Annotated in this window: 15 protein-coding genes; 4 read left to right on the forward strand and 11 right to left on the reverse strand. The window is 70.4% G+C overall.

The window, feature by feature from the left end:
- Nucleotides 1-207 precede the first annotated feature (207 nt).
- From smc to QF037_RS14785, 3 genes are all read right to left on the reverse strand, one after another.
- Nucleotides 208-3,807 carry a chromosome segregation protein SMC gene (gene smc / locus QF037_RS14775; protein ID WP_307025401.1) on the reverse strand — a complete coding sequence of 1,200 codons (3,600 nt, stop codon included), beginning with the start codon at nt 3,805-3,807 and terminating at the stop codon, nt 208-210.
- Between the two features lie 231 nt (nt 3,808-4,038).
- Nucleotides 4,039-4,242, reverse strand: coding sequence for a hypothetical protein (locus QF037_RS14780; RefSeq protein ID WP_307025402.1), 204 nt, complete (start codon nt 4,240-4,242; stop codon nt 4,039-4,041).
- A gap of 381 nt (nt 4,243-4,623) precedes the next feature.
- Nucleotides 4,624-4,905, reverse strand: a complete 282-nt coding sequence (locus QF037_RS14785) for an acylphosphatase (RefSeq protein ID WP_046258852.1) — start codon at nt 4,903-4,905, stop codon at nt 4,624-4,626.
- 173 nt (nt 4,906-5,078) lie between these two features.
- Here QF037_RS14785 and QF037_RS14790 point away from each other — a divergent pair, with 173 nt between their 5' ends.
- Both QF037_RS14790 and QF037_RS14795 read left to right on the forward strand, forming a co-directional pair.
- Nucleotides 5,079-6,257 carry a CAP domain-containing protein gene (locus QF037_RS14790; protein ID WP_307025404.1) on the forward strand — a complete coding sequence of 393 codons (1,179 nt, stop codon included), beginning with the start codon at nt 5,079-5,081 and terminating at the stop codon, nt 6,255-6,257.
- Nucleotides 6,258-6,330: 73 nt separating this feature from the next.
- On the forward strand, nt 6,331-6,714 hold the full coding sequence (locus QF037_RS14795; protein ID WP_307025406.1) for a winged helix-turn-helix transcriptional regulator: 384 nt from the start codon (nt 6,331-6,333) through the stop codon (nt 6,712-6,714).
- Here the strand turns inward: QF037_RS14795 and mutM are convergent.
- The 8 genes from mutM to QF037_RS14835 all read right to left on the reverse strand — a co-directional run bounded on the left by mutM (nt 6,687) and on the right by QF037_RS14835 (nt 14,927).
- On the reverse strand, nt 6,687-7,547 hold the full coding sequence (gene mutM / locus QF037_RS14800; RefSeq protein WP_307025408.1) for a bifunctional DNA-formamidopyrimidine glycosylase/DNA-(apurinic or apyrimidinic site) lyase: 861 nt from the start codon (nt 7,545-7,547) through the stop codon (nt 6,687-6,689). The genes QF037_RS14795 and mutM overlap by 28 nt on opposite strands.
- Nucleotides 7,548-7,619: 72 nt before the next feature.
- The gene (rnc, locus tag QF037_RS14805; protein WP_307025410.1) at nt 7,620-8,411 is read right to left on the reverse strand and encodes a ribonuclease III; all 792 of its coding nucleotides are present in this window, start codon (nt 8,409-8,411) and stop codon (nt 7,620-7,622) included.
- Between the two features lie 19 nt (nt 8,412-8,430).
- Nucleotides 8,431-8,604, reverse strand: coding sequence for a 50S ribosomal protein L32 (gene rpmF, locus QF037_RS14810; protein WP_007493396.1), 174 nt, complete (start codon nt 8,602-8,604; stop codon nt 8,431-8,433).
- 2 nt (nt 8,605-8,606) lie between these two features.
- Entirely contained in the window at nt 8,607-9,260 is a 654-nt protein-coding gene (locus tag QF037_RS14815) for a YceD family protein (protein ID WP_307025413.1), read from the reverse strand.
- Between the two features lie 132 nt (nt 9,261-9,392).
- The gene (locus QF037_RS14820) at nt 9,393-10,454 is read right to left on the reverse strand and encodes an ATP synthase F0 subunit B (RefSeq protein ID WP_307025414.1); all 1,062 of its coding nucleotides are present in this window, start codon (nt 10,452-10,454) and stop codon (nt 9,393-9,395) included.
- A gap of 57 nt (nt 10,455-10,511) precedes the next feature.
- Nucleotides 10,512-10,991, reverse strand: coding sequence for a pantetheine-phosphate adenylyltransferase (coaD, locus tag QF037_RS14825; protein WP_307037168.1), 480 nt, complete (start codon nt 10,989-10,991; stop codon nt 10,512-10,514).
- Nucleotides 10,992-11,017: 26 nt separating this feature from the next.
- Nucleotides 11,018-11,608 (reverse strand): 16S rRNA (guanine(966)-N(2))-methyltransferase RsmD, encoded by a 591-nt coding sequence (gene rsmD, locus QF037_RS14830; RefSeq protein WP_307025417.1) that lies wholly within the window; start codon nt 11,606-11,608, stop codon nt 11,018-11,020.
- A gap of 106 nt (nt 11,609-11,714) precedes the next feature.
- Nucleotides 11,715-14,927, reverse strand: a complete 3,213-nt coding sequence (locus QF037_RS14835; protein WP_307025418.1) for a helicase-related protein — start codon at nt 14,925-14,927, stop codon at nt 11,715-11,717.
- Between the two features lie 163 nt (nt 14,928-15,090).
- Here QF037_RS14835 and QF037_RS14840 point away from each other — a divergent pair, with 163 nt between their 5' ends.
- Both QF037_RS14840 and QF037_RS14845 read left to right on the forward strand, forming a co-directional pair.
- Nucleotides 15,091-16,929: an HSP90 family protein gene (locus QF037_RS14840; protein ID WP_307025421.1), complete on the forward strand. Its 1,839-nt coding sequence runs from the start codon at nt 15,091-15,093 to the stop codon at nt 16,927-16,929.
- On the forward strand, nt 16,929-20,279 hold the full coding sequence (locus QF037_RS14845) for a tetratricopeptide repeat protein (RefSeq protein WP_307025424.1): 3,351 nt from the start codon (nt 16,929-16,931) through the stop codon (nt 20,277-20,279). Before QF037_RS14840 ends, QF037_RS14845 begins: the two co-directional genes overlap by 1 nt.
- Nucleotides 20,280-20,281: the final 2 nt, after the last annotated feature.

Consider the following 20,281-nt stretch of genomic DNA (forward strand, 5'->3'; position numbering starts at 1 on the left):
GGTGGGGGGTGAGCCCTTCCAGTGGCGGATAGCTTCACGCCGCCCACCACCTGAAGGTAAAAGCAACGTTGCAGAGACTATGCCTTCAAGTTTCTTAGTCAACAGGGGGACTGCTGTGAATTTTTCGTACCCGCGGGGGTGTCAATCCGTTCAAGACTTGAAGTCAGTCAGAAGACGCAGGTCGCGATAGGTGTAGAGGCCACGCGACTAGCGGAGTCGCTGCGAGATGACCTTCGACACACCGTCGCCCTGCATGGAGACGCCGTACAGCGCGTCGGCGACCTCCATCGTGCGCTTCTGGTGGGTGATGACGATCAGCTGCGAGGCTTCCTGCAGCTCCTGCATGATGCGGATCAGCCGCTGCAGGTTGGTGTCGTCGAGGGCCGCCTCGACCTCGTCCATGACATAGAACGGGCTGGGCCGGGCCTTGAAGATCGACACCAGCATCGCCACGGCCGTCAGCGACCGCTCACCGCCCGAGAGCAGGCTGAGCCGCTTCACCTTCTTGCCCGGCGGACGCGCCTCCACGTCGACGCCGGTGGTGAGCATGTTGTCGGGGTCGGTGAGGATCAGCCGCCCGTCACCGCCCGGGAACAGCCGGCTGAAGACACCCTCGAACTCCCGGGCGGTGTCCCGGAAAGCCTCGGTGAAGACCTGCTCGACGCGTTCGTCGACCTCCTTCACCACCTGAAGCAGGTCGGCGCGGGTCTTCTTCAGGTCCTCCAGCTGCTCGCTGAGGAACTTGTGCCGCTCCTCCAGCGCCGAGAACTCCTCGAGCGCGAGCGGGTTCACCTTCCCGAGCTGCTGATAGGCCCGCTCGGCGACCTTGAGCCGCTTCTCCTGCTCGGCCCGGTGGAACGTCTTCGGCTGGTTGCGCGGATGCTCCGGGTCCTCCGGCAGCTCCTCGCCCTCGGCGGGCGGAGAGGGCGGTACGAGCTGATGGGGCCCGTACTCGGAGACGAGCCCGGCGGGTTCGACGCCCAGCTCCTCCAGCGCCTTGGTCTCCAACTGCTCGATGCGCATGCGCTTCTCGGCGCCGAGCACCTCACCCCGGTGGACCGAGTCGGTCAGCTTGTCGAGCTCGCCCTTGAGATCCCGGCCGGCGTTGCGGGCGGCGGCCAGCTCCTGCTCGCGGCGCGCCTTGGCGGCCTCGGCGGCGGCCCGCTCCTCGTCGGCTCGCCCGAGCGACACCTCGACGTGCGCGAGGAGTTGCCGCGCACCGGAGGCGACGGCCTCGGCGACCGTGGCCTCGTGCCGCAGCCGTGCCCGCCGCTGCTCGGCACGCGCGCGTGCGTCGCGCTCGGCCCGGGCGGCGCGGTCGAGGGAGTCGGCGCGGCCGGCGAGACCCTTGACCCGCTCCTCGTGCGTCCGCACTTGAAGCCGAGCCTCCATCTCCGTCTGCCGGGCGTTGGCACCGTCGGCGGCGAGCCGGTCCCGTACGGAGGTGTCCGGCTCCTCCTCGACGGGCAGCTCCTCGGCGACGGCGAGACGTTCGGCGAGTTCTTCCACGTCCTGGAGGGCCTTGTCGAGCGATTCCTGCGCCCTGGCTGCGGCGGCGACGGACCGTTCGGCCTCACCCGCGGCGCCGCGGGCCTGTCCGGCCAGCCGGCCGAGCTGCTGGGCCACGGTCGACTTCTCCCGGTCGGCGGCGCGGCGCCGCTCGCTGAGCTCCTCGACCAGTGCGGTGCGTTCTTTCCGCCGCTCCTGGGCCTCGTGCTGGGCCTCGCTCAACTCCTCGCAGCGGACGGCGAGTTCTTCCAGCTCGGCTGCTGCCTCGTCGACGGACGCCTGTACTTCGAGGAGGCTGGGGGCGCCCGCGGAGCCGCCGTGGGCGAAGTGCGCGCCGAGGAGGTCGCCTTCGGCGGTGACGGCGGTCAGGTCGGGGTGGGCGTAGACGAGGTCCTCGGCGTCCTCGAGGGTGCCGACGACGACGATGCCGTGGAGTAGGCGTCGTACGGCCGGCATGAGGTCCGAAGGGCCGCGGACGAAATCTGCCGCGCGAGGTCGTCGGGCGTCTGCAGGCTCGTCATGGCTGGTCGCGCCGTTCCCCGCGCCCCTTGGGTCGGTCGCGGTCCCGGCGTTCTCAGGCGCTCCCGCCAGCAGCAATGACGCCCGTCCGCCGTCCTGCTTCCGCAGCAACCGGATCGCGTCCGCCGCCGCCGACGGTGAGGTCACCGCCAGTGCGTCCGCCGCCGCTCCGAAAGCCGCCGCCAGCGCCACCTCGTAGCCCGGTGTCACCGTCAGCAGCTCTGCCGCCGGGCCCAGCAGGCCGGTGAGGCGACCCTTCGCGCCCAGCAGTATTCCCGTCCCGTCCTTCCTGCGCAGCCCCAACGCGAGCGCCTCGTGCCGGGCCTGTGTCGCCGCCCGCTTCCGCTCCGCCGCCGTGGCCGCTTCCCGGGCCGCCGTCAGCGCGGCCTCCGCCTCGGCCAGCGCCGCCTTCGCCGCGTCGTGCCGCTCCGCCAGTTCGGCGTCGCCCGCGTCGAGCCCGTCGACCTCCGCCTTGAGCGCCTCGTACTCCTCCTGCGCGGCGAAGGCCCGCTCCTGGGCCTCGTCCCGGGTGGCGGCCAGCCGGTCGATCTCGGCCTGGGCCGAGGCGGCGCGCGAACGAGCCGCGTTGACCTGCCCGTTCAGCCGGGCCAGACCCTCGCGGCGGTCGGCGATGGCGCGGGCGACGTCCTTCAGGCGCCGTTCTTCCTGGACGAGTGCGCGTTCCAGTTCGGCGCGGTGCGTGACCGTGTCCTCCAGGGCGTGCTCGGCCGCCTCCAGGGCCGCTTCGAGCTCGGCCTCCTGCTCACGGATCCGGGCGGCCTCGCGCTCCATGTCCTCGGGGTCACGGCCACGCCGTTCCTCCGGTGGCGCCGAGGTCGCGCTCTTCACGCGCGCGTCGGCGAGCGAGACCGTGCCCCGCACCCGCTCGGCGAGCTGGGAGAGCTCGTACCAGGTCTGCTGGGCCCGCTGGAGCCGCGGCATCAGCTGCCGCACCTCGTCCTCCAGGAGGGCCTCCCGTTGCAGGGCCTTCTTCAGCTCCTGCTCGGCGGCCTCCTTGCGCTCCTTCAGCGCGGCCTCGTCGGCGATCTCGGACCTGAGCGCCTGGCGCAGTCGTACGAGATCGTCGGCCAGGAGCCTGAGACGGGCGTCGCGCAGATCCGCCTGGATCACCGCGGCCCGCCGCGCGACCGCCGCCTGGCGGCCCAGCGGCTTGAGCTGTCTGCGCAGCTCGTCCGTGAGGTCCTGCACGCGCGCGAGGTTGGCCTGCATCGCGTCCAGCTTCCGCAGCGCCTTCTCCTTGCGCTTGCGGTGCTTCAACACACCCGCGGCCTCTTCGATGAAGGCCCTGCGGCCCATCGGATCCGCGTGCAGGACCGAGTCGAGCTGGCCCTGGCCGACGATGACATGCATCTCGCGGCCGATGCCGGAGTCGGAGAGCAGTTCCTGGATGTCCAGCAGCCGGCAGGTGTCGCCGTTGATCTGGTACTCGCTGCCGCCGTTGCGGAACATGATCCGCGTGATGGTGACCTCGGCGTACTCGATGGGCAGCGCCCCGTCGGAGTTGTCGATGGTCAGGGACACCTCGGCGCGGCCCAGCGGGGGCCGCCCGGTGGTGCCGGCGAAGATGACGTCCTCCATCTTGCCGCCGCGCAGCGACTTGGCGCCCTGCTCGCCCATGACCCAGCTGAGGGCGTCGACGACATTGGACTTGCCCGAGCCGTTCGGTCCGACGACACACGTGATACCCGGCTCGAACCGGAGCGTGGTCGCGGAGGCGAACGACTTGAACCCGCGGAGGGTCAGGGCCTTGAGGTGCACGCCGCTGGACTCTACCTTCCGGGCTTGTCTCACTCCATGAACGCGCTGTCCCCCGCGGTTTCACCAATGAACGTGCAGGGCACATCAGACGTTAAAGAGAGCGGGAAGGTGTTGTACGCGGGGGAAAGAAAGAAGGGACGCCGAAGCGTCCCTTGCAAACTCGAACTCTGACTACTTAGCGGTTGATCCGGGCGGCCCAACCACTGCGTATGTCGTGATGCGATGCAGTGATCAGGTGAGCGCAGGCTCCGCCTGGTGTGCGTCGATGCTCTCCAGAAGCGATTCGTGAGAAGCGGCAGCCGCGAGCGCGTCGTTCTCGGCCTGAATCCTTACGAGCTCGGATTCGAGATCCTGGACGCGCTGCTGGAGCCGTCGCATCTCGGCGATGAGTCGCGGGTCGGAGCCGCCGACGTAACCGAGAAGCGCCTTTGCCATGATGGATGGTCCTCCACACTGAGTGACCGACCGAAGCGGTGTGGGTCGTGAGGGATTCGCACCCGCGATGCTTGGCACTGTTGAGTTTGTGCTGCCGTTCATCCATGCCAAACAGCTAAGGTGCGCGGGGTGCATTCAGCGTCTCACCAAAAAGTTTGACGGTCAACACGATCACGCCCTGTATTGGCGGCAACCCGGGGGCACGCGGCCTTGAAACGGCGGCGCGGCGACTCCTGCGGGGCCCTGGGGCGTAGCGATCATCCTTAAGTGCGGAGCCTCCCAGGAAATGCCGTTCTTGGCAACCACCAGGGCCTTTCTGCTTCAGGCAGGTGCCAGTGGCATGTCCCTCGGGTCCCACCTGGCCCGCTTTACAGAACCGGCTCAGCGGATGGCGAACCCGTCGTAACCCCCGCGGGGTGTGTCCCAGATCTCGGTGACACCGTCCACGCGCCCGGGCGTGTCCTCGCCCTGGAGCCAGTCGAGGAGTCCTTCGCAGCGCCCTCTCGGGCCCTCCGCGACCACCTGGACCCGTCCGTCCCCCAAATTGAGAGCAAAACCACTCAACCCACCGAGTTCGAGGGCCTTGGCCCGCGTGAACCAGCGGAAACCCACACCTTGGACGCGTCCTCGCACCCAGGCGACCAGTCGCACATCCTCGCTCATAGACGCAACCTAACCAACCAATGTCTCTCTGGGCTCTCCCTCCCCTGGCGCCATGCGGTACCGTCCCCTGCCAATGAATCTCATACGAAACTCACTCGATCGTGTGAGTTTTGTGAGTTCGGTCCGACCGCTGGGGACGAGTCGGCCACAAAGGACGAGGAAGGCCAGGACACATGGGACGCCACCGACGCTCCGCCGCCGGCCGCGCCGCCACGGGCCGCGCCACGGGGGTCACGGAAACAGACGGCTCGTACACGAGCGGCTACGACCCGCAGCACTCGTACGACTACGACCCGCAGCACTCTTACGGCTTGGACCAGCAGTTCTCGTACGACTTCGACGCCGACGCCCGGGGCCACCACACGGGCGAGTACCCCACGGCGGGCATCGCGCCCTATCTGAACCCCGAGGCACACTCCCGCAGCAACACCTACCTGTACGCGACGGACGACGAGTACGCGCAGGCCACGGGCACCACGAGCACCGCGCTGTTCCCGAGCGAGGGTTTCTCGCCGGGTGACGGCCCGCGGCGCGGCGGGGGTTCGCGGCGTCGCCGTAAGAAGAGGGTCGTGACGCCGGTCAGGACCGGGCTGCTCGGGGTCTCCGCAGCGGTCGCGATCGGCACGGTCGCGGTGGCCACGGGTGTGGTGCCCGGCCTCGACAACTACAAGCTCGGCGGCGGCAACGCCGACAACGTGCAGGCCGCGGACACCCCGACCAACTCCGCGACCGAGCAGGGCGGCACCTCCGGCAGCGCCGACGAGGGCCGGGACGACGAGGCGGCCAGCCGCGCCGGCGAGCGCTCGGCCTCTCCCACGCCGTCCGCCTCACCCTCTACCTCTACGGCCGCGCCGACCAAGACGCCGTCGAAGAAGCCGACGGCCACACCCAGCGAGAAGAAGCCGGAGCCGAAGCCCTCGCGCACGGCCACGAAGGCACCGGCGAACACCAAGGCCCCGGTGACGGTCTCCGCGGAGGTCCAGGCCGGGGCCGAGGTGCTGAAGCTCGTCAACGAGGAGCGGGCGAAGGTGGGCTGCAGCCCGGTGGCCGCGAACAGCGCGCTGGGCAAGCTCGCCGAGGGCTTCAGCGACGCGATGGCCGCCGAGGGCTTCTTCGACCACACCGACCCCAGCGGCAAGACCCCCTGGGACCGGGCCGAGGCAGCCGGCATCACCAGCCTCGGCGGCGAGAACATAGCCCGGGGCCAGACCGACGCGGCCGCGGTGATGGAGGCCTGGATGAACAGCCCGGGCCACAAGGCGAACATCCTGAACTGCGACTTCCAGACGCTGGGAGTCGGCGTGCACTTCGGCTCCGGTGGCCCGTGGTGGACGCAGGACTTCGGCTACTGACCGAAAAAGGGAGCACTAACTCACGGTTAGTGCTCCCTTTTCGTTAGCGCTGCACTCCCGTACGCTGGGGTGTATGGACACCACGCTCGACATCTCCTACGACGTGTTCGCCAAGGCCTGTCCCTCGCGCAACACGCTGGAGCATGTGACGGGACGCTGGGGCGGGCTGACGCTCTGCGCCCTCCACGAGGGCTCCCTGCGCTTCAACGAGCTGCGCCGTCGTGTGGACGGCGTGAGCGAGAAGATGCTCTCCCAGACCTTGCAGGCACTGGAGCGCGACGGCCTGGTGCACCGCGAGGCCCAGCCGACCAACCCGCCCCGCGTGGACTACGAACTGACCCCGCTCGGACGCGGCGTCGCCGAGCGACTGGTCGGCCTCATCGCGTTCGTGGAGGGCCGCATGGACGACGTGCTCGCGGCCCGTCAGCACTACGACGAGACGCGCGGCACCCGCTGACACTTCGGGCAGAAGTAGCTGGACCGGTTCATCCAGGGCGCTCGCCGCATCGGCGTACCGCACCGCTTGCAGGGCAGTCCCTCGCGGCCGTACGCATCGAGCGAGCGGTCGAAGTAGCCTGACTCACCATTGACGTTGACGTACAGGCTGTCGAAACTCGTGCCGCCCACCGCGAGCGCCGCGTTCATCACATCCCTGACGTGGCCCAGGAGTTCGGCCGTGCGCGGGCGCGTGAATCCCGCGGTCGGGCGCTCGTAGTGGACGCGGGCGCGCCAAAGTGCCTCGTCCGCATAGATGTTGCCCACTCCGCTGATCAACGACTGGTCGAGCAGGGCCCGTTTGATGGTGCTGCGCTTACGGCGCAGGGCCTGGTGGAACGCCTCGTCGTCGAAGAGCGGGTCCAGGGGATCGCGGGCGATGTGCGCGATGACGTCGGGCAGACCGTCCTCGGTGTTGTCGTGCAACGACAGGCCGCCGAAGGTGCGTTGGTCGACGAAGCGGAGTTCCGTACCGAGGCCGTCGGCGAAGCGGACGCGGATGCGCAGATGCTTCTCGTCCGGGGTCTCGTGCGGCTGGACCAGCAGCTGGCCGCTCATGCCGAGGTGCGCCAGGACCGACTGGTTGGTGTCCTCCAGCGGCAGCCACAGATACTTGCCACGGCGGCTGGGCACGCCGATGCGATGCCCTTTGAGGCGGTGGGTGAAGTCGTCGGCGCCGGCGATGTGACGGCGTACCGCACGCGGGTGCAGCACCTCGGCCTCGGCGACGGCACGGTGGGCGACCCACCGCTCCAGACCTCGCCGTACGACCTCGACCTCGGGCAACTCGGGCATGGGATCCCCCGGTGTATGAGTCGAGCGCCCGCCCCGGTGCGGGACGGGCGCTCTGGGTATCGCGCTGTGCGGTCAGGCGGAGGCGGGCGCCTCGTCGGCGCCGGCGTCGGCCTCGGCGGCCTTCACCGCAGCCTTGGCTCGCTCGTCCGCCGCGGCCCGTATGGACCGCCATGCGGACTCGGCGGCCTGCTGCTCCGCCTCCTTCTTGCTGCGGCCGGTGCCGGTGCCGTACGAGACGCCTCCGACGCGGGCGGCAGCAGTGAAGGTCTTCTCGTGGTCGGGGCCGGTCTCCGAGACCTGGTACTCGGGCACGCCGAGGCCTTCGGTCGCGGTGAGCTCCTGGAGACTGGTCTTCCAGTCCAGGCCGGCACCGAGGTTGGAGGACTTCTCGATCAGTGGGTCGAAGAGCCGGTGGACGAGTTCGCCCGCCGCGTCCAGACCCTGGTCGAGATAGACCGCGCCGATCACCGCTTCAAGGGTGTCGGCAAGGATGGATGCCTTGTCCCGGCCGCCCGTACCCTCTTCACCACGGCCGAGCCGGATGAAGGAGCCCAGGTCGAGCCCACGGCCCACCTCCGCCAGCGCACGAGAGTTGACCACCGCGGCCCGCAACTTGGCCAGCTGGCCTTCGGGCAGGTCGGGGTGGGTGCGGTACAGCGTGTCCGTGACCACGAGGCCGAGGACGGAGTCCCCGAGGAACTCCAGGCGCTCGTTGGTGGGCAGACCGCCGTTCTCGTACGCATAGGACCGGTGGGTCAGCGCACGCACCAGAAGGGCGGACTCGAGTTTGTACCCGAGCCGCCCTTCCAACAGCGTGTGGGACGAGGCCGTGTTGTCCGCAGAATTCTTCTTCGGAGTGGACACAGTGCCTCTCACCAGCCGCTCAGACCTCGAGGACCTGGCGCTTGTTGTACGTGCCGCAAGACGGGCACGCGATGTGCTGCAGCTTGGGCTCGTGGCAGCGCTCGCACGCAACCAGGGTGGGGACCGCAGCCTTCCACTGCGACCGGCGGTGGCGCGTGTTGCTGCGCGACATCTTCCGCTTCGGAACAGCCACGGCTACTTCTCCTGCTTCTCGTTGGCGCGCGCCGGTCGAGGCGCTTCGCCACTGATCTCGTCCTTCTCGCCATCTTCGAGTGAACCGGCGAGTCCCTGCAGTGCCGCCCAACGGATGTCGACGGCGTCATGGTGGTGGTCCGGGTCGTCCGCCAGCCGCGCTCCGCACTCGGAGCACAGGCCGGGGCAGTCGTCCTGGCACACCGGCTGCATCGGCAGGGCAAGCACCACCGCGTCACGCAGCACGGGTTCGAGGTCGAACAAGCCGTCCTCGATGAAGAGCCTGTCCTCGTCTTCCTCGGCGTCGTCGGCCGGCTCCGCCTTGGGGCGGCCCCGGTCGTCGGCGTCAGGGTACGAGAACATCTCCTGGAAGTCCGCTGCGAGCTCCAGCTCAAGCGGCTCCAGACACCTTACGCACTCCCCCTCGGCCTGTGCATGGGCGGTGCCTGTGACAAGCACCCCTTCCATGACCGACTCGAGCCGGAGGTCGAGCTTTACCGGGGCGCCTTCCGGCACTCCGATCACTCCCGCGATCCCGAGATCCTTGGGAGCGTCGATCTCACGGGTCAGGCGCTGCAGCGCACCGGGCCGCCGCCCCAGCTCGTGCGTGTCGAACACGAGAGGCTTGCGGTGGTCGAGGCGGGCGTTCAGAGCCATTCCTGCTTTCGATCTTCGAGCTCAGAGGGACGCTGCCCTTCGGTGTTCCCGGGCAGCGCTGATCGCGGACGTACACGCGACCGAAGAGCCAGGATACTGGACCTTTCCCTCACGGCCCAATCCGGTGGCTTCTTACTGGCCGCGACCCTGCTCGTAGGCCCTGAGCTGCTCCGGCGTGATCATGCCGGTGTCGAAGAGGCTGGTCTCGTCGAGGGCGTACGACTGCTGGACCTGCTGCTGGTCCTGCTGCTGGCCCTGCTGGGTCTGTCCGGCGTCATAGGCGGCCTGCTGGGCGTCGTAGCCCTGGTACGCGTAGGGATCGGCCTGCTGGTAGCCGTAGGCGTCCCGCTGCTGGGCGTAGGCCTGCTGCTGCGGGTAGCCGCCGCCGTAGGTGTCCGTCTGTTGGTAGCCGTAGGCCGGTTGCGCGTCGTACTGCGGCTGGGCGGGCTGCCCGGCGGCGGCCCGGTTGTCCTGCTCGGCGAGGGCCGTGAGGTCGGCGAGGTAGTCGGCGTCGCTGGAGTGCTGGACGGTGGTGTTGTCGTCGGCGAGGGAGCCGAGGTCGTCCGTGGCGATCCGGCCGTGCAGCTTCTGGCGGCCCTTGCCGACCGCCTCCAGGGTCTTGGTGAGGACCGCCTCGAAGGCGCCGAGCTTGGTGTCGACGTAGGTGTCGGCGTCCCGGCGCAGGGTCTCGGGGTCATGGCTGCGCTCGGGGGCGTCCTCGTCCTCGTAGCCCTGCTCGTCGAGGCCCGGGCCGGTGCCGAGGAGCTTCTCGCGGCCGCGGCCGACGGAGCCGATGGTCTTGGTGAGGACGACCTCGAAGTTGGCGAGCTTGGAGTCGACGTAGTCGTCGGCCTCCGCGCGGACGTCCTCGGCCTCGCGGCGGGCCTCGGCGAGGATGCGGTCGGCCTCGGTCTGGGAGCGGCGGGCGACCTCGGTGTCGGAGATCAGCGAGCCGCGCTCGGCGTGCGCGGTCGAGATGATCCGCTCGGCCTCCTGGCGGGCCTGCTCGACCATCTGCTCACGGCCGCCGATCAGCTCCTGGGCCTGGGCGAGGGAGTCGGGCAGGGCCGCCCGCACCTCCTCCAGCATCGCGAGCAGCTCGGCGCGGTTGACCACGCACGAGGCCGACATGGGCATCGACCGGGCGCCGGAGACCGCGGCGACGATCTCGTCGAGCTTCTTCTGCACGTCCACCTGTGCTCGCCACTCTCTACAGCTGTGTTGGAGACGGACGGGACGACTGTAGCCCCATCAGTCCTTGCGCAGGCGTTCGTTGAGCGCCTCCAGGACCAGCGGCGGCACCAGGTGGGCGATGTCTCCGCCCCAGGTGGCGACCTCCTTGACGAGCGAGGAGGAGAGGAAGCTGTAGGTGGGGTTGGTCGGCACGAAGAGCGTCTCGACGCCGGACAGGCCGTTGTTCATCTGGGCCATCTGCAGCTCGTAGTCGAAGTCGCTGACCGCGCGCAGGCCCTTGACGATGGCCGGGATGTCGCGCTGCTTGCAGTAGTCGACGAGGAGGCCGTGGAAGGCCTCGACCTTCACGTTGCCGTATTCGGCGGTGACCTGGCGGATCAGCTCGATCCGCTCGTCGACCTCGAACAGGCCCTTCTTGGACTTGTTGATCATGACCGCGACATAGACCTCGTCATACAGACGGGAGGCGCGGGAAATGATGTCGAGATGTCCGTTGGTGATCGGGTCGAACGACCCGGGACAGACGGCGCGGCGCACTTGAGATCCCTCGCTCTCCGGTCCGGTCATCGTGCGTCTTCGCACGTAGAGGCGGCGCGACCGTACCAAAAGGTTCCTTCGCCGTAGCGACGGGACCGGAGCGCTTCGAAGCCGTCCGGCCAGTGGAACTCTCCGCCTCTGGTGCTGCGCTCCACGGTGACCAGGGCATCGGCCGTGAGCCAGCCCTGGGTGCGGAGTGTGAGCAGAATCTCCCGAAGATCGTCGTCCGAGACGGCGTACGGGGGGTCGAGAAAGACGATGTCGTACGGGTCCGGCGGCGCCGGCGTCCGGACGATCTGTTCGGCTTTGCCCGCCCTCACCTCGGCGCCGGGCAGACCGAGAGACTTCACGTTCTCGCGGATCGTGCGGGCCGCTCGGGCGTCGGCCTCGACGAGAAGGGTGTGGCCTGCGCCACGGGAGAGGGCCTCCAGGCCCACGGCGCCTGATCCTGCGTACAGGTCCAGGACGCGTTCCCCGTGGAGAGGGCGGCCTCCGAGCAGGGACTGCCAGGTGGAGAAGAGACCTTCGCGTGCGCGATCGGAGGTGGGGCGGGTTCCGGTCCCTGGCGGGACGGCCAGTCGACGTCCGCCGGCTGCGCCGGCGATCACGCGGGTCATCTTCGGTCCTTGGTTGTGGGCGTCTTCAGGTATCAGTGTGGCTGGTCGCGCCCGCGCGGCGGTAGCCGCATATGGATTACAGCCCCGCGCCTCTGGCAAGTCTCCCTCACCCCTTTTCCAAGTACTGCTCCCTCTCGTCGTCCAGGAGGGCGTCCAGAGCCGTCCGCAGACCTGGAAGGTGCCTCAGCTCCGGGTCGGCCGCCACCACTGCCGCCGCCTCCTGCCTCGCCTCCGCGATGATCTCCTCGTCCTCGATGACGGCCAGCATGCGCAGGCTGGTGCGGGCGCCGGACTGGGCCTGGCCGAGGACGTCGCCCTCCCGGCGTTGTTCGAGGTCGATGCGGGAGAGTTCGAAGCCGTCGAGGGTGGCGGCGACGGCGTTGAGGCGCTGGCGGGCAGGGCTGGCCTCGGGCATCTCCGTGACGAGGAGGCAGAGGCCTGCCGCCGAGCCTCGGCCGACGCGGCCGCGGAGTTGGTGGAGCTGGGAGACACCGAAGCGGTCGGCGTCCATGATCACCATGGCGGTGGCGTTCGGGACGTTGACACCGACCTCGATGACCGTGGTGGCGACCAGGACATGGGTCTCGCCGGCGGCGAAGCGGCGCATGACCGCGTCCTTGTCGTCGGGGTGCATCCGGCCGTGCAGGACCTCGACACGGAGGCCCTGGAGCGGTCCCTTGGCCAGTTGGTCGGCCACCTCCAGAACGGCCAGCGGCGGGCGCTTCTCGGCCTCGTCCTCGGCGGACTTCTTCTTTTTCGGGTCCACCTCCTCGTCGCCGATGCGAGGGCAGACGACATAGGCCTGATGGCCGTTCTCGACCTCCTCGCGCACGCGCTCCCACGCGCGCGACAGGAAGTGGGGCTTGTCGGCGGCGGGGACGACATGGCTGGCGATCGGGGAGCGGCCGGCCGGGAGCTGGTCGAGGACCGAGGTCTCCAGGTCGCCGAAGAGCGTCATGGCGACCGTGCGCGGAATGGGGGTGGCGGTCATGACGAGGAGGTGGGGCGGCTGTTTGCCCTTGCCGCGCAGGGCGTCCCGCTGTTCCACGCCGAAGCGGTGCTGTTCGTCCACGACGACGAGTCCGAGGTCGTGGAACTGCACCTTGTCCTCGATCAGCGCGTGCGTGCCGATGACGATCCCGGCGTCCGCGGTGACGAGGTCGAGCAGGGCCTGGCGACGGGCGGCCATGCCCATCGAACCGGTCAGGAGCACCACCTTCGTGGCGTGTTCGGTCCCGCCCAGCATTCCGCCCTCGGCCAGATCGCCCATCATCTCGACGATCGAGCGGTGGTGCTGCTGGGCGAGGACCTCGGTGGGGGCGAGCATGGCGGCCTGACCGCCGGCGTCGACGACGGCGAGCATGGCGCGCAGGGCGACCATCGTGTTGTGGGTGACCGTGAAATTGTCGGTGACGTAGGCGTGGCTTGGGTGGGCGACGCTGATGCACTGGACCGGCTTGCGCCCCACATGCTCGACGGCTCGGATTCCGCGTCGGAACGTGTTGTGCTTCGGCCGCGGACGGACGCGGTCGGCTTTGCGGGTCAGCCGGAACGGCGCGTGTTCCTCCGGCAGGGCCACCGAGACATGGAAGGCGGCTCGCTTCGGCAGGACTCGAGCACGGCCTCCAAGTGAACGTACGAGCCAGGCGACGTCGTCCGCGAGTCGGCGTGAGGCCGAACAGAACGAGATGGTCAGGCCGTCCTGGTGGACAGTCCCGTCCGTGTCCAGAAGGCCCTGCAACAGAGCCAGGCGGTTCTTGACCGACGCGTTCTTGAACTCGTCCGGCACGAACTTCCCGTGTGATGTCAGGCCCCACAGGTTCAGGTCACGCAGGGTCTGGATCACGGGATTGCGGACGCCACCGGCACGTTGCGTCAGCTGAATCGTGTAGTCGCAGCCGGAGCCTTTCACCGGCACCAGTCGGCATTCAGGCGCGACAGCGGCTGCCACCGCGTCCCGGATCTCCGCGTCGAGCGTGGAGAAACGCATGTTGTGGCGGAACGAGCCGTTCCCCAGGAGCAGGCCGAACAGGTAGGGGTCCAGCGGCGGCCCTGCATCGCCTCCGAGGTCGACGGGGGTTGCGGCCGGGATGTACCACTTCGAGGACCCGTTCGCCTTGAACGTGTCGAGACGGATCTCTCGCGTGGTCATGACCTTGGGGTCCTGCCCCCGGTGCCATCCGCAACTCGTACCGACGATCCAGAGATGCTCGTCGTCGCACTCGACGGAGCTGCCGTCGGACAGCACCAGCCGCCAGACATCGCGCTCCCCTTGTGGGAAGACGCCGTCGATCAGCGCGATTTCCCCGTCAGGGACGACCACCTCGTCCCCCACCCTCAAGTCGCCCATCCGACGGAAACCGGCAGGGGTGAGCACCAGCGAGTCAAGGGGTTGGGCCTTGCCCGATCCGACCTCTCCTTGCAGCAGCCGGTGCATCGGGTGTTCCGTGGCCAGGTCGTCGAAGATCTCCTTGGAGACCTTCTGCTGGCCCTCGGTGAGGGTGAAGGGGAGGCGGGCGTCGAAGGCGGTCAGGAGGCCGTCCGGCTTGGGTTTGCGGGCCACCGCGGGGAGTTGGGCGTCGGCGTGACGGCGGCGGGCGAGGGCGACCTGGAGGACGAAGGCCTCGTCCCACTTGAGGCGGGAGCGGGCGTCCTCGATGTCGGCCTTGGTGTGCGGGCGGTGGATCTTGAGGAGGGCCTCGGGGAGGGGGACCAGGCCCCGGCCGTCACGGAGGGAGTCCGGGAGGGGGTCCACCGCCTCCTGGGCGCTGGGAAGGACCGTCTGGATCGCCTTGCCGATCTTCCAGGACTCCAGCTTGGCCGTGGCGGGGTAGATGGGGATCAGGGCGCCGGCCCAGGTCTCCACCGTCTCCTCGGCGTCTCCGCGCAGCAACTCATAGGCAGGGTGCGCCAGTTGGAGGCGGCGGTTGAAGACCGAGACCTTGCCCGCGAACAGTGCGCGGGTGCCCGGCAGGAGCTCCTTGTGGGGCTTGTGGACACCGGCACCGAAGAAGACCAGCTGGAGGCGGCCGCTGCCGTCGGTGATGGTCACTTCCAGGCGCTGGCCCTTGCCGCGGGGAGCCTTGGCCGAGGCGAAGGTGTGCAGTCGGGCGTCGGCGACCTGGGCGACCACGGTGACGTGCTCGTCCATGGGGAGGTCGGCCAGGTGCGTGAGCTGGCCCCGCTCCTCGTATCTGCGCGGGTAGTGGTGCAGGAGGTCGCCGACGGTGTGCAGGCCGAGATGCTCGGCCATCACCTTCGCGGTGGGTGGGCCGAGCACCTTTTTCAGTGGTTCTTCGAGTGCGGGCACGAGATCCATTGCACACCACCCCACTGACATTGCCGTATACGTCTCGCGAAACCCCTGGTCAGACGGGCTGTTCCGGCTCTAGGATGACGCGCTCCGGCCATCCCGCGGTCACCGCCCCACCGGGACCGCCCAACCCCGCGCCGAAGACCTCCCCACCCTCGGCGTTGCAGCGATGGACTCCCAGACCTCACAGTCATCCCAGGCATCCCCGTCACCTCATACGTTCCAGGTCGACCTGCGTGGCCTGGTGGACCTGCTGTCCCATCACCTCTACTCCAGTCCGAAGGTCTATCTGCGCGAGCTGCTGCAGAACGCCGTGGACGCCATCACCGCCCGGCGCGCCGAACAGCCCGACGCCCCGGCCAGGGTGCGGCTCCACGCCCAGGAGGGCACCCTGCGGGTCGAGGACTCCGGCGTGGGGCTCACCGAGGCGGATGTGCACACCCTGCTGGCGACCATCGGCCGCAGCTCGAAGCGGGCCGGCGGACTGCAGGACGGGCTTCAGGAGGTCCGCTCCGACTTCCTCGGCCAGTTCGGCATCGGTCTGCTCGCCTGTTTCGTGGTGGCCGAGCGGATCCGGGTCGTCAGCCGCAGTGCCCGTACGCCCGAGGCGGCGCCCGTGGAGTGGACGGCGAGCGACGACGGTTCGTACACCGTGCGGACGTTGCCGCACGAGGCCCGTCCCGAGCCCGGTACCACCGTGCATCTGACGGCTCGGCCGGGAGCCGGGGAGTGGCTCACCCCCGAGCGGGTCCTCACGCTGGCGCGGGACTTCGGCTCGCTGCTGCCGTACGACGTGCGGGTGGGCGACGAGGCGGTCACCGACCTGCCGGCGCCCTGGGACCGGCCCTACCCCTCCCCCGCCACCCGAAGGGTGGCCCTGGCGCGGCACTGTCACGACCTCTTCGGGTTCACCCCGCTGGACTCGATCGAGCTGACCGTGCCGCTCGCCGGGATCCGCGGGGTGGCGTACGTGCTGCCCTCGGCGGTCAGTCCGGCCACGCGCGCGACGCATCGCGTCCACCTCAAGGGCATGCTGCTGACCGAGCGCGCCGAACAGCTGCTGCCGGACTGGGCGTTCTTCGTGCGCTGCGTCCTGGACACGGACAGTCTGCGGCCGACGGCCTCGCGCGAGTCGCTGTACGAGGACGAGACGCTGGCGGCCGTACGGGAGGCGCTGGGCGAGAGGATCCGGTCCTGGCTGACGGGGCTGGCCGCCGGTGATCCGGAGCGGCTCGCGGCCTTCCTCTCCGTGCACCACCTGGGCGTGAAGTCGCTGGCCCGGCACGACAAGGACATGCTGCGCACGATGCTGCCGTGGCTGCCCTTCGAGACGACCGACGGACAGCTGTCCCTGGAGGAGTTCGCACAGCGGCACCCCGTCGTGCACTTCACACGGACCGTGGAGGAGTACCGGCAGGTCGCGCCGATCGCGTCCGCGCAGGGCGTGGGGGTGGTCAACGGCGGTTACACGTACGACAGCGACCTGGTCGAGGCGCTGCCCTCGGTGCGGCCGGGGACGGTGGTCGCCGAGCTGGACACCGACACCGTGACCGCGCACCTGGACGCGGTCGACCCGGCCGACGAACTGGCACTGTCCGGGTTCCTGGCGGCCGCGCGGGCCAGACTCGAGCCGCTGGGCTGTGACGTCGTCCTGCGCGCGTTCCGCCCGCTCTCCGTGCCCGCGCTGCACCTGGACGACCGGTCCGCCCGGCACGAGCAGGCGCGCGCGGACGCCGAGGCGCGGGCCGACGACCTGTGGGCGGGCATCCTCGGCTCGCTGCGCGGCAGCGCGCCACGCGCGCGTCTGGTGCTCAACCACCTCAATCCGCTGATCCGGAGGATCGGTTCACTCGGCGATCCGGAGCTGATCGGCACCGCGACGGAGTCCCTGTACGGACAGGCGCTGCTGATGGCGCAGCGGCCGCTCAGGCCCGCGGACTCGGCATTGCTGAACCGGGCCTTCATGGGCCTTCTGGAGTGGGCCACGAACGGCGAGGAGGGTCGCTGATGGGCGAGATCACGGACTTCGACACCCTGCGCCGGGCGATGGCCGAGAACGGCGAGCAGCCGGAGGGGCCCGCCCGCAACGCGCGCGCGGAGCAGCTGCTGGTGGCGGCCGAGAAGCTGAACGTGCCGCTCGCCGTGATCGAGGCGCTCGGACACCAGCTGAAGGTCTACAACTACAGCTCCGAGAAGGACAAGATGTTCGTCCCCTTCGCGCGTCTGCTGCGCATGTGGGACGAGCGGCCCGAGGACTTCGACGAGTACGAGACCCACACCCTGCACTGGGTCTTCAAGTGGGTGTCGTCCGGCATGCTCGACCAGCCGCACGTGCCGCTCGCCTCGATCGAGAAGTGGCTCGGCGAGATGGAGCACCGCTACCGGCTCGCCGGGCACTCCGAACGAGCCGTGCGCAGCGCCGAGTTCAACGTCGCCGCGCACATCGGGGACCTGCCGCGCGCGGAACGGGCGTACGCCGCGTGGCTCGCCGCCGACCGGGACCGCATGGCCGACTGTCCCGCGTGCGAGCTGCACGGGCAGGGCTGGTGGCAGAGCGAGCGGAGCCGGGACGCGGAGGCGCTCGAGTTGTGGACGCCGGTCCTGGAGGGCGAGCTCAGTTGCGCGCACGAGCCGCACACCTCGCTCGCGGCCTCCCTGCTGCCCCTGCTGCGCCTCGGCCGCCTCGACGAGGCGCGCGCGAACCATCTGCGGGGCTTCCGGCTCGTACGGGCCATGGAGAGCATGCGCGGCGCCTATGCGGACCACGTCGAGTTCTGCGCCCTGAGCGGCAATGAGGCGCGCGGTCTGGAGCTGCTCGCGGAGCGGCCCGCGTACTTCACGGACACCGGGCACCCGCGCAGCGGGCTGGAGTTCCTGAGCGTGGTGGCGCTGCTCATGGACCGGCTGACGGGGCTCGGCCTCGGTGACCGTCAGGTGCCGGGACCGGCCGGCCGTTCGTGGACGGCCCGTGAACTCGCCACGCACGCGCGTGCGGAGGCCCTCGACCTGGCCGGCCGCTTCGACGCGCGCAACGGCACGGCACACGTCAGTGAGCGGGCACGCGCGCGCATGGCGCAGGAGCCGCTGGTGGAGCGATTGCCGCTGGGGGTGCGGTCGGCGAGGACGGCCGCACCGCCGACCGCGTCCCCCGCGGTCGCGCCGGAGGCCGCGGAACCGGATCCGGCGGCTCTGATCGCCGAGGCGCGGCGGCTGTCGGACGGTCTGCGGCCGAACGCCGTCGAGGCGTGGGTGGCGGTCTCGCGGGCGGCGCAGGGCGTCGAACTGGACCCGCGCGACCGGGCGGAGATCGCCGACCACCAGGCCATGGACCTCGGCCCCGAGGGCGTCGAGCTGTTCGAGCGTGCCGCCGAGCTGTACACGGAGGCCGGCGACCCGGGCGAGGCGCTGGCCGCACGCGCGCGGGGGGCGTTCGTACGCACACTCGCGGGCGACACGGACGCGGCGCTCACGGCGATCGCCGGCCCGTACGACGAGATCCTCGCGCTCTACGCCGAGGACGGCACCGGCGTACGCCAGACGGCGTCGGTGCTGATGGCACGGGCCCGGATTCTGATGCGGCGGGTGCAGGAGGCCGGGGAGGCGCCGGAGGGGGGCGAGCGGGCGGACGCCGCGGGGGCGAGTCCCGTCGGGGAGGCCCCTGCCGGGGAGGGGGCGCCGACGTCGGCCGAGACTCCCGCGGACCACCCGGTCACGGACGGCCTCCCACCGGGTGAGGCCCTCGGTGGCGTTGCCCGCCAGGGTGAGACGCCGGACGACGGCTCGACGGACGGCGGGATCGCGGACGGCGACCTGACGGCAGCGAGAGCCCTTGACGGCGCCGCGACGGCCGCCGCGGGCTCGCACGGCGACCCGACGACTGCCGAGGCCCCGAACAACACCCCGGCAGCACCCACGACCCCAGGCGGCAACCCGACAACGACCGGGGGCTCAGACGGCAACCCGACGCCAACCGCGGCCCCGGGCGGTAGCCCGACAGCAGCCGGGGTCCCGGGCCGCCGGCCCTCCATGGCCTCCCTCCGAGCCGACGCCGACGCCGCCGTACGGGAGGTGCTCGCGCTTGTCGACGGGCGGGCCGGGGACGATGTGCAGCTCGGGTCGCGGGCCGCCGAGGCGTGGGCGATGTTCGCGGAGCTGGCCGTCGGCGCCGGGGAGCTGCGGACCGGGGCGGACCTGTTCCGGCATGCCGCGGAGGGGTTCGTGGGGGCCGGGCTGCCGTGGTTCGCCGTGGAGTCCGAGGCCCGGCTGGCGCAGCTCGCCCACCATATGGGCGACGTCGCGGAGGCCGAGCGGGCGCTGCGGGCCGCGTTGGAACACGGCGGGCCGTATCTGGAGGCGGTCGGACGGGCCCAGCTGCACCTCCAGCTCGCCGAGGTGCTGGGTGGCAGGGGGATGGTCGAGGAGGCCGCCGAGCATGCCCTGGAGGCGGCGCACTGGGCCGACGGGGCCGGTGAGGGGCCGGCGCTGGGCGCGTGGGCGCGGCAGCTGCTCGGCGGGTTCCTGCTGCGGCAGGGACGGTGGGCCGAGGCCGCGGAGGTGCTGGAGTCGGCGCTGCCCGACCTGGCCCCCGAGACGCACGGCGACGGCGCGGTCGTCCAGGTGCAGTGGTGGCTCGGCGACTGTCTGAGCGAGCTCGGCGAGCACCGCGCGGCGGCCGAGCGGCGGTTGCAGGCGGCCGAGATCGCGAAGCTCTGGCCCGAGCAGCAGGACCACGCGACGCTCGCCCATCTCGCCGCCGAGTCCCTCGGCCGGGCCGGGTTGTCCGCCGAGGCGGACCGGGCCTACGCCCGCGCGGGTGAGTTGTGGCGCTCGATCGGCGACGTCCACGGCCTGGTCCGTGCCCTGCGCGCCCGCGCGTGGCTCGCGCTGGACACGGAGGACGGGCAGGGCGAGGCCAAGGAGCTGATGGCGGACGCGGTCCGGGAGTGCGAGGAGGCGCTGGGTGCGGACGCCGCCGACGAGGAGGCCCGGCAGCGGCTCGTCGCCGAGCTCGGGCACACGCACCGGCAGTTCGGCGACCTGCTCGCCCGGTCCGCCGCCGAGGACGACGATGACGACTCCATCCGGGCCGCGATGGAGGACGCCCTGTCCCAGGTGACGGAGGCCATCGTGGTGTTCGCCGCGCTCGGAGACGACGCCCTGCACAGCCGTACCGGCGCCGAGCTCGCCGCGGGCTGGCTGGAGGCCGACCTGGGCCGTCCCGACCGGGCGGCGACACGCGCGCGTGCGGTACTGGCGGCGTACCAGGCATACGAGGCGTACGAGGAGAGCGATGCCGACGAGACGGTGCCGGCCCGGCGGGCGGAGGCGCGGCAGATGCTCGACGTCCTGGAGGACTAGCG

The organism is Streptomyces canus, assembly GCF_030815415.1.
GTDB lineage: Bacteria > Actinomycetota > Actinomycetes > Streptomycetales > Streptomycetaceae > Streptomyces > Streptomyces canus_F.

Coding starts and splice junctions, on each gene's coding strand:
- QF037_RS14785 (WP_046258852.1), bottom strand. CDS start 4,905: ATGAGCGAGGATGTGCGACTGGTCGCCTGGGTGCGAGGACGCGTCCAA.
- rsmD (WP_307025417.1), bottom strand. CDS start 11,608: ATGACCCGCGTGATCGCCGGCGCAGCCGGCGGACGTCGACTGGCCGTC.
- QF037_RS14815 (WP_307025413.1), bottom strand. CDS start 9,260: ATGGCTCTGAACGCCCGCCTCGACCACCGCAAGCCTCTCGTGTTCGAC.
- QF037_RS14835 (WP_307025418.1), bottom strand. CDS start 14,927: ATGGATCTCGTGCCCGCACTCGAAGAACCACTGAAAAAGGTGCTCGGC.
- mutM (WP_307025408.1), bottom strand. CDS start 7,547: ATGCCCGAGTTGCCCGAGGTCGAGGTCGTACGGCGAGGTCTGGAGCGG.
- QF037_RS14840 (WP_307025421.1), top strand. CDS start 15,091: ATGGACTCCCAGACCTCACAGTCATCCCAGGCATCCCCGTCACCTCAT.
- QF037_RS14780 (WP_307025402.1), bottom strand. CDS start 4,242: ATGGCAAAGGCGCTTCTCGGTTACGTCGGCGGCTCCGACCCGCGACTC.
- QF037_RS14790 (WP_307025404.1), top strand. CDS start 5,079: ATGGGACGCCACCGACGCTCCGCCGCCGGCCGCGCCGCCACGGGCCGC.
- QF037_RS14795 (WP_307025406.1), top strand. CDS start 6,331: ATGGACACCACGCTCGACATCTCCTACGACGTGTTCGCCAAGGCCTGT.
- QF037_RS14845 (WP_307025424.1), top strand. CDS start 16,929: ATGGGCGAGATCACGGACTTCGACACCCTGCGCCGGGCGATGGCCGAG.